We start from the raw sequence: 15,377 nt of genomic DNA on the forward strand, positions 1-15,377 counted from the left end.
TACCGTTATGGTCACGACCGCCGGGTGGGAGGTACCCGGCGGTCGCCGAGACTGCTTTGCTACTGACGCAGCGCCGCGATATCGTCGCGGGTCAACGCCGCGCCCTTGTCCTTGAGCCTGCGCGAATTGCGCTGCTCGGCTTTGTACAACTCATCGGCAAGCGGGGATTGGTAGTTGTATTTCAGCCAGGTGTCGCACAAGTAACGATACTTGCCGGACGCATTGTTGGGCACTGCCTCCTGCGAGAGACGGTTGTATTCCTCGAAGCCGATCTTGCCTTTGGTCGTGGTATACACGTCCTTCTTTGCATCCAGATAGGTGATGCCGGGAAAAACCTCGCCCACAGTAGCGGTGTAGGGTTCGCCATCCAGAATCGAATAGGGGATGAGTTGATACAAGCGCGCGTTCTTGTTGGCATGCTGCATCATCGCGTATTCTTGCAGCTTCTGCGACGGGTTGAGTGCCACACAAAGTTCGCCCAGAACGTCGCGGCTGTATTCGTCGTTCAGCAGCGGGCGGAACCGTTCGGCGCGCTCATCGACCTTCATCCAGTCTTCGGGGTCATAGACACCGGCGACATGGGCGAGATCCTTGCAGATTGCGAAATAGGTGATCGCACCGGCATCAATCATCTGATCGCGGCTCCAGCCGGCGATCTTCATCCAAAGCTTGTTGGTGGCGGTTCTGGCTTGCTCGGTCAGGCGCTTAAACGTTTCGATTAGCTCTTCGCGTGATTCCATGCCCAACGGCTGATGTCCGTCCGACAGGTTGTCGGAATAATACAGGCCCACGCCCACCAGCTTTTCAGCCGAGAACTCGGGCTTGGATTCGAACGACCCCCAATCATCGACCAGGTAGAAATGCGCGTCCTTGACCGCCATGGTCACGGTGATGTTGTTGTATTCGACACCCTCGGCCGCATCATCGAGCCATGGAAAATCGCTTTCCGCCATGTCCATGAAGTCACGGACAATCATCTCGACGCCGTCATCCAGTTTGTACGGACCATGGTTGTGCAACGAGATCCGGCTTTCGCAGGAAATCAGGAACCCGTATTGCGACGCGGCGGCCATGAAGCCATGGGCGGCCACATGCAGCTCGTCACCCGCCGTGCAGTCATACATATCAGCGTGATAGACCTGAATGCGCCGTTCCGGCAGGATCTGTGACCGGTGGCCGAATTCGCGGTTCGAGATATGCGCGTCATTGCGGTGATACGCCAACTGGAACCGTTTCGAGAAATCCATCACATAGATCAGATCTTCGATCCCGTCGGTCGGGCGGATGATCCCCATGTTGATCAACCATTCGCGGCCCAAAAGATAGAAATCAGGCATATAGGACATGCCCGGATTCTGAATCTTCATGCCCATGTTGCGGGCGCGGTCGCCGATTTCCTCGGCGGACATCTTGCTTTCGATTTTCCGAAACAGCGCGGGATAGCGGTAATAGGCCATCAGATAGGACATCATCATATAGGCCGGCACCGGGAACAGTTTTGATTCCTGCACGGTGCGCGTCACGCAGAGCCAGTAGCTTTCATCGGCGTGTGTCTGGATCAGATTGTTGGTTTCCAGAAGCTGGGTGTAGCTGATCTTGTTCGCGTTCATCTTGTATACTCCCTGCCTATGATCACTTTGCCGCGCGCCAGATGCGTGCGGTGACGTCGCGACCTGACTGATAATCATCTGCGGTCTTGGGTTGAGCGGTCACGTCGATTGTGACGATGTCACCGTTGCGGATACCCGATATCTTGGCATTCATCAGGCAAGGCACTTGATACTCACGGGTCAGGATGCCCAGGTGGGACCGTGTTGTTCCACCGGCGCAGATCACGCCCTTGAACTGCTCCAGGATCGGCGCAGTCAGGGTGCCGCCGGAATCGTCGATCACGGCGATCGTGTCGGCGGGCACGCCCTCTTGCAGGAATTTCAGCACCTGAGCGGGGGACCGGATATAGCGCGCGATGCCCGTGCACGGTTTGGCATAGGCTGCAACATTGTCGCCCTGTCCACGCTGTTCGCGGCCTTCGCCATCGGGCTCTGCCACGACAGCGTCGGGGTGTTCGAAACTGAATGTGGCGGCATCCCCATCGCTGACGCCCTCGGCAGGTTTATAGGCATCGGGGCGTTCGCGTGGTGACACGGCGGCAGACCAGTCGAAGCGATGGCCGGCGTCCAGCATCATCTTTTCAACACCGGCGAAATCTTCTGCCGTGATGAGGCTCAGCGATTTGCCAAAGACAAAGCTGTCCCAATGGCCACCGGATTCGGCGAGCTTTGTGCGCACGATCTCGCGGATCGCGCTGTGGAATGCCTCGACTGTCGCCGAAGCATTTGTGCCGCCGAACTTGTCGGACTCAGCATAGAGTAGTGTCATGGCTTTCCTCCCATACTGGACGTATGCCTCCCCGCATCGTCCAACTCCTGAGGCAGAGTTTGGGCGATGCCCGCGGCTCTGTCAATATTTATACTACAATATTGTCGAACAATTCTGCTCAACAGATTCGGCAGAGGTTTGCGGCGATACATCATGGCATTGGGTCAGCCCATTGCCGCCGCAACGCGGCTTTGAGCACTTTTCCGGCGGCGTTCTTTGGAAGGCTTGCAACAATCTCATAGCGCTTTGGTCGCTTGAAGCGTGCCAGCCGATCCAGGCACAGCGAATCAAGGTCTGCCACATCACAGGGCGCGCGCGTCACGATCAGGGCAATCACGCTTTCGCCCCAGTCGGCATCCTTGACCCCGATCACGGCGCATTCGGCGACGGCGGCATGACTCAAGAGCACCTCCTCGACCTCGCGGGCATAGACATTCATGCCGCCGGTGATGATGACATCCTTTTGCCTGTCCAGCAGCGTGACGAATCCGTGATCGTCCATCCGGGCCAGATCGCCAGTGTGAAGCCAGCCACCCGCCAGCGCCTCGGCCGTGGCGGCGGGATTGTTCATGTAGCCCGCCATGACCGTCTCGCCGCGCACCAGCACCTCGCCAATCGCACCGTTTTCAACGCTGCTGCCATCAGGATTGGCGATTTGGACCGATGTGCCGGTACGGGCAATCCCAACGGACCCCATCCGCGCCGTGTCGTTTTGTTCATAGGCGTCCCAAAGGACCGGTTTGGGCAGGGCGGTGATGGTGCACGGCGTCTCGCCCTGACCATAGCCATTCCAGATCCGCGGGCCAAAGGCCGCAAGCCAGCGTTTCATATCCTCAAGATAGATCGGCCCTGCGCCGGTCAGAATCGTGCGAATATTGTCCAGTGTGACGCCGCGCAGGTCGGCCACCATCCGGTTAAGCAGGGTTGAGGGCGCGAAGAACGTCAGATTGGGCGTGGTGGCGATGAGGGTTTTCATCTCGGTCGGGTCATACCCACCGGAGACCGGCAAGATATTGGCCCCGGCCTTGGCGATAAAGGAAAGCGCGAACAAGCCTGACGCATGCGAAGTGGCGGCCAGATGCAGCAGGCTGTCGGCGGAGTCAGGTGATCAACATCGGCAAGATACGCGATGGCCATGGCGGAAAGGTTGCGGTGCGAAAGCAGCGCGCCCTTGGGCCGCCCGGTGGTGCCCGAGGTATAGAACACCCAGGCGATATCGGTTGGTTCTGTTTTGGCCTCAACAATCGGCTCATGGGCGGTCATTTGCGTGAAATCATCGGTGCCCGGCACAATCAGCGGCAGGTCAGGCAGCTCATGTGCGATGCCGTCGGCCAGATCGGGGCTTGCAAAGACGATTTTGGACGCGCTGTCCTGCGCGATATATCCGATCTCGCGCGGGTGCAGTTTGGCGTTGACCGGCACCGCCGTCAGCCCCGCTTGCCAGCAGGCAAACAGGATTGTCAGGTAGTCAGGGTTGTTGGACATGGCCAGCAAAACACGGTCGCCCTTCGTCAGGCCCTGTGCAAGCAAGGCCCCCCCCAACCCGGCCACCTGCCGGGCAAGGGTCGCGTAATCCAGATAGCAGCTTTGCCCGATGATTACGGCGGGCTTGTCGCCATGGGTGCGGGCGCTGGCGGTCAGAAAACCCGCCAGATTCATGATGCGCGTTCCAGAATCGTGATGGCGACGGCCGCTTCTTCGACACCCATCAGGCCGCCGCCATTTTCGGCCAATGCCATGCGCGCGCCCTCGACCTGACGCGCCCCAGCCTCGCCCCGGAGTTGCGTCACCAGTTCGAAAATTTGCCCCAGACCTGTCGCCCCAATGGGATGGCCTTTGGATTCCAGCCCGCCCGACGGGTTGAACGGGATGCGGCCGCCCAGTGCGGTCGCGCCGCTTTCGGCAAGCGCCCCACCTTCGCCCAAGGCACAGAACCCCAGCAATTCGGATTGCTGAAGCTCGCCGAACGCGGTCGCATCGTGGCATTCGACAAGGTCGATGTCCTGCGGTCCAAGTCCGGCCATGGTATAGGCTTTTTGCGAGGCTCGGCGCGAGATGTGGCGCTCCAGATCGTCATCAGCCCGCCGACCGCCGTTCATCAGGACGGCTGCGCGAATGCGCGCCGCGCGCGTCAGCCCCAACTCGCGCGCTTTGGCCGCCGACACAACGACAGCCGCCGCCGCGCCGTCACTGATCGGAGAACACATCGGCAGCGTCATGGGCCAGGCAATCAGGCGCGCGGCCAGAACCTCGTCCACGGTAAAGGCCTTGCGGTATTGCGACCGGGTATTGTGGACGGAATGGCCGTGATTTTTCGCTGCAATCACGGCCAATTGGCGTTGCGTGGTGCCATAGCGGGCCATGTGAAACTTGGCAAAGGCCCCGTAAACATCCATGAAAACAGTATGCGGCGTTTCGCGCGCTGCCTCGCCCGGAGGCGTTTCCATCCCGCGGCCAAGCGCCCGCAGCCGGTCGATGACGTTGTCGCGGTCGGCGCGATCCCAACTGCCCTCGAATGCGGCCATGGAAAGAGCCCCATCGGGGTGGACCATCTTTTCTGCCCCAACCGCCAGCGCGATATCGGTCTGGCCCGATTGCACCTGCATCATCGCCAGATGAAGCGCCGTGGTCGCCGAGGCGCAGGCGTTTTCAACATTGATGATCGGTACGGCATCAAACGGAAGATCGCGCAGCGCGACCTGTCCGCGAATGCCGAACTGTCCCTCCATCGCGCCTTGCACGGCATTGGCAAAGGTGACCGCACCCACATCGCGCGCGTCGATTCCAGCATCGGCCAGGGCGTCGGTCACCGCCGCTATCGCCATATCGCGCACCGACAGGCCCGGATGCCTGCCGAACGGTGTCATGCCGACACCCATCACATAGACTGCTTCCATTGCGCTCTCCCGTGTTGCTCGAATCACAGCTTAGCTGAAATTGTTATTGTGTCCTACAATAATGTATGAAACAAATGTTGAACCATGTGAAGGAGGACGCCATGGACCTGAGCAAGCACAGAATCCTGCTGACGAATGATGACGGGATCCACGCGCCCGGCCTTCAACTGCTGGAAAGGATCCTGCGTCGCTATACCGACAATGTCTGGGTCGTGGCCCCGTCAGAGGAACGGTCAGGCGCGTCGCATTCGATTTCCATGCATGATCCAATCAGGATGCGCGAACTCGACGACCGGCATTTCGCGATAAAAGGCACGCCCACGGACTGCGCGCTGATGGGCATCTACGAAATCATGCCCGAACCGCCGACGCTGATGCTGTCGGGCATCAACTGGGGTGCCAATCTGGCCGAAGACATTACCTATTCCGGCACCGCCGCTGCGGCGATGGAGGGCGCGCTGCTGGGCGTGCCATCGGTCGCGCTGAGTCAGGTGCATTCCTTCGGCCACGTTCATTGGGACACCGCCGAGGCGTTTTTGCCGCAAGTGCTCGAGGGCATCCTGACGACCGGGTTTGACCCCGGAACCTTCGTCAACGTCAATTTCCCCCCCGTCGCGGCGGCTGCCGTCTCTGGCGTGCGGGTCACGACGCTGGGCCAGCGGGCCGGGTCGTTCACACCGGTGCGGCGCGAAGATGCCCGGACCAAACCCTATTACTGGATCAAGCTGACCTACCAGGACGGCAATGAACATCCGGGCACGGATCTGCGGGCCATGGCGGACGGCGCCGTGTCGGTGACGCCGATTCAACTGGACATGACAGCCCATGCCATGAAAGCCCGCATGGAGCGCGCCTTTGACTGACTGTTGAGGGGGGCCGTGGTGCGCGTGTCACGGCCTTACGCCATTGCCGATTCGGTCAGGATGGCACGCAGCCGCGCACGATCTGCGGCGTCAAAACCCAAGGTGGACAGCCAGTCGTCAGGCGCCCCATGGATGCGACGCAGCGTGATCAAAGCCTCGTGGATGTATTCGGGCCGGGCCGATGTCAGCATCGCCAAAGATTCTGGATCAACGGGATTGCGGAACATGAATCCGATGTCGCGGCGATAGGTATTGGTCAGGACATAGTCCTGCTCTATCGCATGGTCGTTGCACCCCGCGATCAGCATCAGCAACGCAATTCCGAATCCTGTGCGGTCTTTGCCCGATGTGCAGTGCAGCAGCACCGGCGCGCCATCAGCCTGCAGAATCATGCGCAATGTCGTGGTATAGTCGCCCAGATGGTCGGTCGCAAACTGCCTGTAATGGTGAACGACCTCTTGGCGAATACCTTCGGCATCAAGTGCCCCTGCCGCAAGACGCTGAAGCATATCCTCGGTTCCGGTCGGGATGAAACCGGGGGTCAGGAGGTGAATTGCATGGCCATCCGGCAGCCTGTCAGGGCTTTTCTCGCGTTCACTGGGCAGGCGAAAATCGCTGAGTGCAAAGAGGTTCAGTGCCGTCAGTCGTTTCAGATCTTCCGATGACAGGGCGGCCAGCGAATCGCTGCGGTAGATTGTGTTCCACCGCGTCTGGCGTCCCGGCGCCGCCTCATAGCCGCCGATGTCGCGGAAGTTTACCGCGCCGTCCATTTTGATCCGCCGTTCTTGCATCGTCTCGCCTTTGTCTTGGAGCCGCCGGTATGGCCCACGCCTTCCTCATCGGCCATAGATAGCCGCAAATAGATTGTTTGACAATTTCGTTGTGCAAAACTGTTGACCGAAATAGTTGAGCGCCGTAACGTCACGAATGGATGACCGCAAGGAGAGCGGCCAGCCATATCGACCGACAAGCCCGCTGCGGGGTTTGAGGGGAGAGGGCATCGGACTTTTGTGGTCCGCCAATCTGGGAGAGAGAAATGAAAAATCTTGTGAAAAGCGTGGTCGGCGTTGCGGCGCTGATGTGCGGCACGTCAGCCATCGCGCAAGACGCGGTTCAGGTCGGCATCGTCGCCGTGAACTACAACTCGCCGTCTATTCAGGTGCAGACCGATGCAGCCGTTGCCGCTGCAGAAGCGCGCGGCTGGGAAGTCGAGATGTACGACGGGCAGGGTGATCAGGTCGCGACCAACAACGCGGCCATCGCCTTTATTGATCGTGGTTTTGACGCCATCATCAACATCGCCTCGGCGAACACGCAAATGAGCGCGGTCATTGCCTACGCCAACAACGCAGGCGTGCCGTTCACGTCTACATTCTCGGGTCTTGTGCCGGGGATCGTCGCCGACATCGGCTCGAACAATACCGCTGACGCGGCGATTGCCGCACTGGAGCTGGTCGGACGGATCGACGGTCAAGGTCATGTGGTCAAATTCAACTGGAATGTGCTGCCCGCCCTGCGTGAGCGCGATCAAGGGTTCCACGCGGTCGTCGACGAATATCCCGGCATCACCCTGACCGAAATCGAGGTCCGGGTGCCAGGTCAGGTTGACGATGCCTTTGCGCAGATGACCAATCTGCTGCTGGCCAATGATGATATCGTCGCGGTCTGGGTCGCCTGGGATGAACTGGCCAGCCCGGTCGCGCGGGCTATCGAACAAGCCGGACGGGCTGATGACATCTTTGTCGCGTCGCAGGACGGCGTCGATGAGGTGGTATCGCTGATCCGCGACGGCAGTCCCGTTGCCCTGACGGTCGCCTACAACGTGCCCCAGATGGGTGTCACGGCTGTCGATGTGACCGCCGCCGCGCTGAACGGTGAATTCCCGACCAGTCGCGCGCTGACCTTGAAGCCCTGCCTGATCACGCAGGCCACAGCACCGGCCGAAGGCGAAGCCATCGACTTTGCCAACTGCACGTTGTTCTCGGGTCAATAACCCGTTTGGGCCCGCGCAACGCGGCGCGGGCCCTTTTCTTCACATTCAGGGTAGGGGCTGAATATGCTCGGCACGGTTGTCGATTCCCAAACAACACCTGATCTGGCGCCCGTTCTGGAAGTGCGGGGCATGCGCAAGGAATTCCCGGGCACACTGGCGCTGGACGATGTGTCTCTGTCGGTGCGCCGGGGCGAAATTCATGCCTTGCTGGGCGAAAACGGTGCCGGCAAGTCAACCTTGATCAAGTGCATTTGCGGGGCCTATGCGCCGACCGCAGGAGAGGTGCTGGTCGAGGGACACCCCGCGTCGTTTTCGACGCCCCGGGAGGCGGTCGATGCGGGCATTGCGGTTGTCCATCAACATCTCAATCTGGTCCCCAATCTGACCGTCGCCGAAAACCTGTGGCTGGGTGAGGCGATGCCTCGCCGCCTGGGCTTGGTGGATTGGCCACGCGTCCACGCGCGCGCGTCGCAGGTTCTGGCCGATATGGGGCTGGAGATTGCGACCAACGCCGATATCGGAAGCCTGCGCCCTGACCAGTTGGCGATGATCTCCATCGCCAAGGCCGTGTCTGGAAATGCGCGGATCATCATTCTGGATGAGCCGACAAATGCGCTGCTGCCGCACGAGGTTGACCGGCTGTTCGACCAGATGCGCGCGTTGGCGGCCAAGGGTCATTCCTTTCTCTACGTCAGCCACCGCTTGTCCGAGGTTTTCGAAATCGCTGACCGGGCCACTGTGTTGCGCGATGGGCGTAACGCGGGGGTATTCGAACGCGATGAGATGGATCGCCGGAGCGTCGTCGAGGCGATCGTCGGCAAGAAAGGCGCGTTGGCGGAACGCCGGACGCATAGCAACATCCGCCCCGAGATCGTGATGGAGGTTTGCGACCTCGAGGGCGGGCGGGCGAAAGGGGTCAGTTTCGGCCTGCATGCCGGTGAGATCATCGGCGTGGCAGGCCTGCCAGGATCCGGTGCCGAGGATGTGTTGAACTTGCTGTTTGGCCGCAGCCATCGCGTCGCTGGAGAAGTCCGGGTGCAGGGCTTGAACCAGCCGTTGCGCACCCCCGGGCAGGCGATCGCGGCGGGGATCGCGCTGGTGCCTGCCGACCGTCTGGCCGAGGCGGTGTTTCACGCCGAATCAATCCGGGCCAACATCTCGATGCCGTCGCTGTCGCGCTATCTGCGCGAGCCATTGTTGCGCCTGATCAACCGTGGTGCAGAAAGCGCCGCGACGACCGAGGTTGCCACCCGCATGCGCGTGCGCATGCCGGGGATTGAAACCAAGATCGACGATCTGTCGGGCGGTAATCAGCAAAAGGTCGTCTTGGGGCGCTGGCTGTCAACCGGCGCCCGAATCTTTCTGCTCAACTCGCCGACGGCGGCTGTCGATGTCGGCGCCAAGGCGGAAATATATGACCTTATTCATGAACTTGCGGCTGATGGTGTGGGTGTTGTCTTTGCCTCGACCGAACTCGAGGAATACGCTCTGGTCTGCGACCGTGTGCTCGTCTTTTCGGGTGGGCAGGTGGTCAGTGAGCTGTCCGGAGACGCCTTGACAGAGGGAAACATCATGACTTTGGCCGCCGGAGGAGAACTGCACGATGTCAACTGAACGCCGTTTCGACTGGATGGGATTTCTGTCGCGCTATGGCACGATCCTGTCGCTGATCGTGCTGATTGCGATATTTTCCATCGGTCGCCCCGAAGTGTTCCCCAGCGTGCGGAACATGTTCAATATTCTCAATCAGGTTGCAATCCTGGGGATCATCGCCTTGGGCTTGACGGTCTGCATGGTGGTGGGGCTTTTCGATCTGTCCATCGGCGCCATGGCCACCTTTGGCGGGTATTTTGCAGCACGGTTCCTGATGGAGATCGGCAGCGATTCCGTTTGGGTCGTGATCTTCGTCATTCTGGTCGTGCTGTTTCTGGCCATGTTGATCGGTATGATCAACGGCGCGCTGACGTCGTATCTGGGCATCTCGCCCATCGTGGAAACACTGGCGATGTCGTTCATCGTTTCAGGTGTAATCCTGGGCGTTTCCAAGGGCCGGACGGTGAATTCATCGGATATTCCGATGGCGTTTCAGGTGATCGGGCAGGGGCGCATCTATGGCATTCCGGCACCTGTTCTGATTCTGGTGGCCACGGCCTTTGTGTTGTGGATCTTTCTGGAGCACACACAATCGGGCCGCAACATGTATGCGATTGGCGGAAACAAGGAAGCTGCGCGCCTGTCCGGCATCAGTTTCCAGAAATATGCCCTGATGGCGATGGCCATCGGGGCTGCCTGTGCCGCATTGGGTGGGCTGGTGGCAGGCGCAAATCTTGGTGCGGGTCGCCCGCAAGGGGTGGGTGAGACCTATCTGCTGAACGCCTTTGTCGCGGTCTTCATTGGGGCCTCGACGCTGAAACCCGGAAAATTTCATGTGCTGGGCACTTTTGTCGGCGTCCTTCTGATCGGCGTCATCAGCAATGGTCTGTCCACACTTGGAGTGGCAACCTTCTGGCAATACATCGTGCAGGGTACGATCTTGATTCTGGCGCTGATTTCCGCCAGCGGAAAGACTGCAAGACGAGCCTGAACACTCGGGCTTTGACCATCCCAAGGAAAGGCGTGTCGAATGCCTGTGTTATCGCGTGCCGATCTGGATTTTCTGCTGTTTGACTGGTTGCAGGCCGGCGATTTGCCCAATCACGCCGGCTTTGCAGGGCAGGACGGGGCGGACTATTCCGCCTTCCTGGATCTGGCTTTCCGACTGGCCGAGGGTGAGTTTCTGCCTGCCTGGAAGGCGTCTGACCGCGTGGAGCCTGCCTTTGGCCCTGAGGGTCGCGTCACGGTGGAGCCAGGCACGCGCGCTGCTGTGCGCGCCTGGCTGGACGCCGGGATGCAATGGGCAACGGTGCCTGAGGCGCATGGCGGCATGGGCTTGCCGATGGTGGTGGCCACCGCGGCCATGGCCCCCGTCATGGCGGCCCATGTGGCGGCGTCAGGCTTTGTCATGCTGTCGATGGCCAATGCCCGCGTGATCCGCGCTGCAGGAACGCCCGATCAGATTGCCCGCTTTGCCGCCCCCCAGCATGACGGCGAAGCACTGGGCACGATGTGCCTGTCGGAACCCGATACCGGCTCATCATTGGGGGATATCACCACGCGCGCACTCGCCGAAGAAGACCACTTCCGTTTGACCGGCCGCAAGATGTGGATATCGGCAGCGGACCATGATGTGACGGATCAGATCGTGCATCTGGTGCTGGCCAAGATCGCGCTGCCTGATGGATCACTGCCCGCCGGATCAAAGGGGATATCGCTGTTTATCGTGCCGCGCCTGCTGGACGATGGCCGTCGGAACGACGTGGAAATCGCGGGTCTGAACCACAAGATGGGCTACCGGGGCATCCCCAATTGCGCGGTGAATTTTGGTGAAAACGGCGGTGCCGTTGGCTACCTCTTGGGCCAGCCGGGGCAGGGTCTGGCGATCATGTTCCAGATGATGAATGAGGCGCGGATCAATGTCGGGCTATCGGGGGCGGCGATGGCGGGTCGTGCGTGGCTGCTGGCGCGGGACTATGCGCGCGACAGGGTGCAGGGTCGCCCCTTGACCGATAAACGGGCGGTGCAGCCCGTTCCCATCGACAGCCACCCCGATGTGCGGCGCATGCTGTTGCAGGCCCGCGCGATTGCCGAAGGGTCGCTGGCGCTCTGTCTGTATAGCGCGAAACTGGCGGATCTGGCCGACAATGGCGACCTTCGGGCGCAAGCTCTGCTGGATCTGTTGACCCCGGTCACGAAAAGCTGGCCGTCAGAAATGGGCCTGATCGCCTGCCAGCAGGCGATTCAGGTGCATGGCGGCTATGGCTACACGCGCGATTTCGATGTTGAGCAACTGTATCGTGACAGTCGCCTGAATCCGATCCACGAAGGCACCACCGGCATTCAGGGTCTCGACCTGACCGGACGCAAACTGCTGGGTGACGGGCTGGCGGGGTTCGACCTGTTGCGCAACGAGATTGCCGAAACGGTTCGGCGCGCGCCGCAGACCCGGCAACGGCCCCGATGGCGACTGTGTTGGAGGCGGAATGTGCACGCGTTGACACCGTTTTGCGCGACGCGTTGGACCGGCCTGGTCCCGAGGTTCTGGCCCATGGGACCGCGGTCTTGTCGGCCTACGGACATCTGGTGATGGGCTGGTTGTGGCTGGATATCGCCTTGACGGCTGCGCGGACCTCTGGTGACCCGGCGGTGACCGATGGCAAGATCTGGGCCTGTCGCTATTTCTTTGACCACGAGATGCCGTTGATTGCAGGATGGCTTGCGCCCCTTGCAGCCGGATCATCCGTGACCGCCGACGCGCCGCGCCATGCCCTATGACGGTCGGGGTTTGCCCGGGACTGTGAAAGTCTCGACAATCGGTGCGTGCTCGTTGATACCCACGAGCGGGTTGAAGGCACGAGGGACGATGACAGGTGTGCAGCTGACAGATGTGGTGTTTTCACGCGATGGCCGACCTGTGTTCGACGGGCTGTCGCTGAAGCTGCATGAATCGCGCATCGGTTTGATTGGGCGTAATGGTGCCGGAAAGTCGCAACTCCTGCGGCTGATCGCGGGGCTGGCGGCACCAGATCAGGGAATCGTGCGCCTTGGCGACTGCGACCCTGCCCGTAACCGCAAGGCGGCGATTGCCGCCGTTGGTATCTTGTTCCAGAACCCGGATCACCAGATCATTTTTCCCACCGTGGACGAAGAACTCAGCTTTGGTCTGGGTGCTTTGGGACATGACAAAGCGACCAAGCACGACCTTGTGCAGGCCATGCTGGAACGGTTTGGCAAGGCTGACTGGACGGGACGCAATGTGCAGTCCCTGTCGCAGGGACAGCGGCATCTTTTGTGCTTGATGGCCGTCTTGCTGATGCAGCCCGGCACGATTCTGCTGGATGAACCGTTTGCCGGTCTCGATCTGGTGACGGCGCTGAAATTGAATGCGATCCTGGATGGTCTTGCGCAACGGCTGATCCATGTGACGCATGACCTGCCGTCGCTGGCGCAGTATGATCGCGTGATCTGGCTGGATCAGGGCCGCGTCCTGGGCGATGGCGCGCCGGATGTTGTCATCCCCGCTTACCGCGCCGCGATGCAGGAAAGGGCCGCCAGTGATCGCGCTGACTTCTGAAATCTCGACCTGGGCGCACCGTGTTCCGGCAGGGGTCAAGTTTGCGGCGTTGTTCGGCGCCACACTTGGCATCCTGTCCACGACAGCCATTCCCGCTCAGATCGTGGCCCTGGGTGTTGTGGCGGGCCTCTATGCCAGTTGCGGGGCGAATTTTGCGCGGGCGGGTTTGCGTGCCTTGCGGGGCATTCTTCTGGTCGGGCTACTGATAGGCCTGTGGCACACGCTGACCGGGGCCCCGCAAACCGCCGCTCTGGTCGTGCTGCGGCTGTTCACAGCCGTTGCCATGGCCGGGTTCGTCACGATGACAACGCGACTTGACGAAATCACCGAGCTTCTGGACCATATTCTGACGACCGTGCGCGTGCCACAAACCTACCGGGCGCGGATTGTTCTGGCAATCGCGCTGACGATCCGCTTCATTCCCGTCCTGATCGCCAAAGGGCAGGGGCTGGCCGAGTCCTGGCGTGCCCGGTCTGTGCGTCGAATGTCGCCTCGCGTTGTGCTACCGATGGCCTTGTTGGCCATTGATGACGCCGAACACGTCGCTAAATCCCTGCGCGCCCGAGGGGGCGCCTGACCTAACCCAACGCCAAGTGGAGAACCCTGTGGAACGAAATATTGCCCTGATCGCCCTTTTCGCCGCCCTGACCGGCGCGCTGGCCTTGTTGCCCAGTTTCACGCTTGGTTTTGGCGTGCCGATCACCGCCCAGATGCTGGGTATCATGCTGTGCGGAACGATTCTGGGCGCGCGCAAAGGGGCGTTGGCCGTGCTGTTATACCTGCTGTTGATCGCTGTGGGCCTCCCCATCGCGGCGGGCGGGGCAGGCGGGCTGGGGGTCTTTGCACGTCCGAGCGTCGGCTATCTGATCGGGTTTCCCGTCGCGGCCTTTGCGATTGGTCTTGTCGCGGATCGGTTTGCACGCCCGATGGAATTCTGGCCCGCTTTCTTCGCATCAATGGTGGGCATTGCCGTCGTGACGGTGTTCGGGGTTATTGGCATGTCGATCATGCTCAGTGTGACGCTGCCTGAGGCCATGGGCTTTGCCCTGCCATTCCTGCCGGGCGACCTGATCAAGGCGGCGATCGCGGGTGGCATCACGCAGGGTCTTGCCCGGGCGCGGCCAGGTCTGGCATCGCTGCGCACCTGACCATGACAGGGCCGGGTGCAAACCCCGGCCCGTCGGTCTTCCATGCGGTTTACTGCCGCGCGGTCGTTCCGCCGTCGATGACCAGCACCGCACCGTTGCAATAGCTCGCCTCGTCTGACGCCAGATACAGGCAGCCGTTGGCCATTTCTTCGGGCGTGCCGGGCCGCATCATCGGCGTGATCGACTCGGCGACTGCCGGATCATCGAACGCGGGCAGGAACTGTTCGACCATCCGCGTTGCAATAAATCCCGGTGCGATGCAGTTGGCGCGGATGCCGTCCTTGGCATAGGCCACGCAGAGCGACCGCGTGAGGTTGATCATTGCGCCTTTGGCCGCGGTATAGGTATGCGCGCCCGGCAGACCCTGCATGCCGGATATCGAGGTGACATTGACGATTGTGCCCTTGCCCTGCTTTTGCATCTGGGGAACGACGAGGCGAATCATATAGAACCCGCTGTCCAGATTGATTGCCATCACCTCATGCCACTTTTCGGGCGTGGTATTGGCAACATCATTCATCGAATCAGGTGAACTGACCGCGTGATTATACCCAACCCCGGCACTGTTCACGAGGATATCGACCTGCCCGTAAGCGGCCATCGCCGCATCAAACGCGGCTGACGCGCCCTCGGGCTTCGACAGATCCGCAGCCACCACGATCCCCGTGCCGCCCGCGCCGGTCACCAGTTCGAGTGTTTCATCAAGGTTTTTCTGGGTGCGCGATACGCCCACGACGCGCGCGCCTTCGCGCGCAAAGATCTGCATCGCGGCGCGCCCCACGCCCGTGCCCGCACCGGTGATGATCGCCACCTTGCCATCAAGTCTGCCCATTTTTTCCTCCATCAGATGAATCGCCCGCGCCTCGTGGCGGGGTGATGATGATGTTAGACTCTCTGATGATTTTGTCATACAAAATAATCAGTCAC

16 protein-coding genes are annotated in these 15,377 nt (G+C 60.8%); 9 read left to right on the forward strand and 7 right to left on the reverse strand.

Going from position 1 to position 15,377, the window contains the following annotated elements:
• Positions 1-59: 59 nt before the first annotated feature.
• The 5 genes from VDQ28_RS08955 to VDQ28_RS08975 form a co-directional block, all read right to left on the reverse strand.
• Positions 60-1,610 (reverse strand): hypothetical protein, encoded by a 1,551-nt coding sequence (locus VDQ28_RS08955; protein WP_323035617.1) that lies wholly within the window; start codon positions 1,608-1,610, stop codon positions 60-62.
• Positions 1,611-1,632: 22 nt separating this feature from the next.
• On the reverse strand, positions 1,633-2,379 hold the full coding sequence (locus VDQ28_RS08960; protein WP_323035618.1) for a PEP-utilizing enzyme: 747 nt from the start codon (positions 2,377-2,379) through the stop codon (positions 1,633-1,635).
• Between the two features lie 151 nt (positions 2,380-2,530).
• Positions 2,531-3,430, reverse strand: coding sequence for a class I adenylate-forming enzyme family protein (locus VDQ28_RS22575; RefSeq protein WP_416349360.1), 900 nt, complete (start codon positions 3,428-3,430; stop codon positions 2,531-2,533).
• The gene (locus VDQ28_RS08970; RefSeq protein ID WP_416349361.1) at positions 3,352-4,038 is read right to left on the reverse strand and encodes an AMP-binding protein; all 687 of its coding nucleotides are present in this window, start codon (positions 4,036-4,038) and stop codon (positions 3,352-3,354) included. The genes VDQ28_RS22575 and VDQ28_RS08970 overlap by 79 nt, the downstream gene beginning before the upstream one ends.
• Positions 4,035-5,276, reverse strand: a complete 1,242-nt coding sequence (locus VDQ28_RS08975; RefSeq protein WP_323035619.1) for a thiolase family protein — start codon at positions 5,274-5,276, stop codon at positions 4,035-4,037. Before VDQ28_RS08975 ends, VDQ28_RS08970 begins: the two co-directional genes overlap by 4 nt.
• Positions 5,277-5,377: 101 nt before the next feature.
• Here VDQ28_RS08975 and surE point away from each other — a divergent pair, with 101 nt between their 5' ends.
• Positions 5,378-6,139: a 5'/3'-nucleotidase SurE gene (gene surE / locus VDQ28_RS08980; RefSeq protein ID WP_323035620.1), complete on the forward strand. Its 762-nt coding sequence runs from the start codon at positions 5,378-5,380 to the stop codon at positions 6,137-6,139.
• 35 nt (positions 6,140-6,174) lie between these two features.
• On the opposite strand, the gene VDQ28_RS08985 is transcribed toward surE, so the two are convergent.
• On the reverse strand, positions 6,175-6,909 hold the full coding sequence (locus VDQ28_RS08985; RefSeq protein WP_323035621.1) for a tyrosine-protein phosphatase: 735 nt from the start codon (positions 6,907-6,909) through the stop codon (positions 6,175-6,177).
• 266 nt (positions 6,910-7,175) lie between these two features.
• Here VDQ28_RS08985 and VDQ28_RS08990 point away from each other — a divergent pair, with 266 nt between their 5' ends.
• From VDQ28_RS08990 to VDQ28_RS09025, 8 genes are all read left to right on the forward strand, one after another.
• Complete coding sequence (locus VDQ28_RS08990) at positions 7,176-8,132, forward strand: sugar ABC transporter substrate-binding protein (RefSeq protein ID WP_323035622.1); 957 nt, start codon at positions 7,176-7,178, stop codon at positions 8,130-8,132.
• A gap of 63 nt (positions 8,133-8,195) precedes the next feature.
• A complete protein-coding gene (locus VDQ28_RS08995) occupies positions 8,196-9,746 on the forward strand; it encodes a sugar ABC transporter ATP-binding protein (protein ID WP_323035623.1) in 1,551 nt (516 codons plus the stop codon).
• Positions 9,736-10,716: an ABC transporter permease gene (locus VDQ28_RS09000; protein WP_323035624.1), complete on the forward strand. Its 981-nt coding sequence runs from the start codon at positions 9,736-9,738 to the stop codon at positions 10,714-10,716. The genes VDQ28_RS08995 and VDQ28_RS09000 overlap by 11 nt, the downstream gene beginning before the upstream one ends.
• A 39-nt stretch (positions 10,717-10,755) precedes the next feature.
• A complete protein-coding gene (locus VDQ28_RS09005) occupies positions 10,756-12,315 on the forward strand; it encodes an acyl-CoA dehydrogenase family protein (RefSeq protein WP_323035625.1) in 1,560 nt (519 codons plus the stop codon).
• On the forward strand, positions 12,198-12,503 hold the full coding sequence (locus VDQ28_RS09010) for an acyl-CoA dehydrogenase C-terminal domain-containing protein (RefSeq protein WP_323038093.1): 306 nt from the start codon (positions 12,198-12,200) through the stop codon (positions 12,501-12,503). Before VDQ28_RS09005 ends, VDQ28_RS09010 begins: the two co-directional genes overlap by 118 nt.
• An 88-nt stretch (positions 12,504-12,591) precedes the next feature.
• Entirely contained in the window at positions 12,592-13,302 is a 711-nt protein-coding gene (locus VDQ28_RS09015; protein ID WP_323035626.1) for an ABC transporter ATP-binding protein, read from the forward strand.
• The gene (locus tag VDQ28_RS09020) at positions 13,283-13,879 is read left to right on the forward strand and encodes an energy-coupling factor transporter transmembrane component T (RefSeq protein WP_323035627.1); all 597 of its coding nucleotides are present in this window, start codon (positions 13,283-13,285) and stop codon (positions 13,877-13,879) included. Before VDQ28_RS09015 ends, VDQ28_RS09020 begins: the two co-directional genes overlap by 20 nt.
• Positions 13,880-13,907: 28 nt before the next feature.
• Positions 13,908-14,450, forward strand: coding sequence for a biotin transporter BioY (locus tag VDQ28_RS09025; protein WP_323035628.1), 543 nt, complete (start codon positions 13,908-13,910; stop codon positions 14,448-14,450).
• A gap of 49 nt (positions 14,451-14,499) precedes the next feature.
• Here the strand turns inward: VDQ28_RS09025 and VDQ28_RS09030 are convergent, their stop codons facing one another.
• Complete coding sequence (locus VDQ28_RS09030; protein WP_323035629.1) at positions 14,500-15,282, reverse strand: SDR family oxidoreductase; 783 nt, start codon at positions 15,280-15,282, stop codon at positions 14,500-14,502.
• Between the last annotated feature and the right edge of the window lie 95 nt (positions 15,283-15,377).

Origin of the sequence: Pararhodobacter sp., from assembly GCF_034676545.1 — a bacterium.
Classification (GTDB): Bacteria; Pseudomonadota; Alphaproteobacteria; order Rhodobacterales; family Rhodobacteraceae; genus Pararhodobacter.

Excerpts from the sequence above, each read along its gene's own strand:
- VDQ28_RS08955 (WP_323035617.1), bottom strand. The coding sequence starts at position 1,610 with ATGAACGCGAACAAGATCAGCTACACCCAGCTTCTGGAAACCAACAAT.
- VDQ28_RS08960 (WP_323035618.1), bottom strand. The coding sequence starts at position 2,379 with ATGACACTACTCTATGCTGAGTCCGACAAGTTCGGCGGCACAAATGCT.
- VDQ28_RS08970 (WP_416349361.1), bottom strand. The coding sequence starts at position 4,038 with ATGAATCTGGCGGGTTTTCTGACCGCCAGCGCCCGCACCCATGGCGAC.
- VDQ28_RS08975 (WP_323035619.1), bottom strand. The coding sequence starts at position 5,276 with ATGGAAGCAGTCTATGTGATGGGTGTCGGCATGACACCGTTCGGCAGG.
- surE (WP_323035620.1), top strand. The coding sequence starts at position 5,378 with ATGGACCTGAGCAAGCACAGAATCCTGCTGACGAATGATGACGGGATC.
- VDQ28_RS08985 (WP_323035621.1), bottom strand. The coding sequence starts at position 6,909 with ATGGACGGCGCGGTAAACTTCCGCGACATCGGCGGCTATGAGGCGGCG.
- VDQ28_RS08990 (WP_323035622.1), top strand. The coding sequence starts at position 7,176 with ATGAAAAATCTTGTGAAAAGCGTGGTCGGCGTTGCGGCGCTGATGTGC.
- VDQ28_RS08995 (WP_323035623.1), top strand. The coding sequence starts at position 8,196 with ATGCTCGGCACGGTTGTCGATTCCCAAACAACACCTGATCTGGCGCCC.
- VDQ28_RS09000 (WP_323035624.1), top strand. The coding sequence starts at position 9,736 with ATGTCAACTGAACGCCGTTTCGACTGGATGGGATTTCTGTCGCGCTAT.
- VDQ28_RS09005 (WP_323035625.1), top strand. The coding sequence starts at position 10,756 with ATGCCTGTGTTATCGCGTGCCGATCTGGATTTTCTGCTGTTTGACTGG.
- VDQ28_RS09015 (WP_323035626.1), top strand. The coding sequence starts at position 12,592 with ATGACAGGTGTGCAGCTGACAGATGTGGTGTTTTCACGCGATGGCCGA.
- VDQ28_RS09030 (WP_323035629.1), bottom strand. The coding sequence starts at position 15,282 with ATGGGCAGACTTGATGGCAAGGTGGCGATCATCACCGGTGCGGGCACG.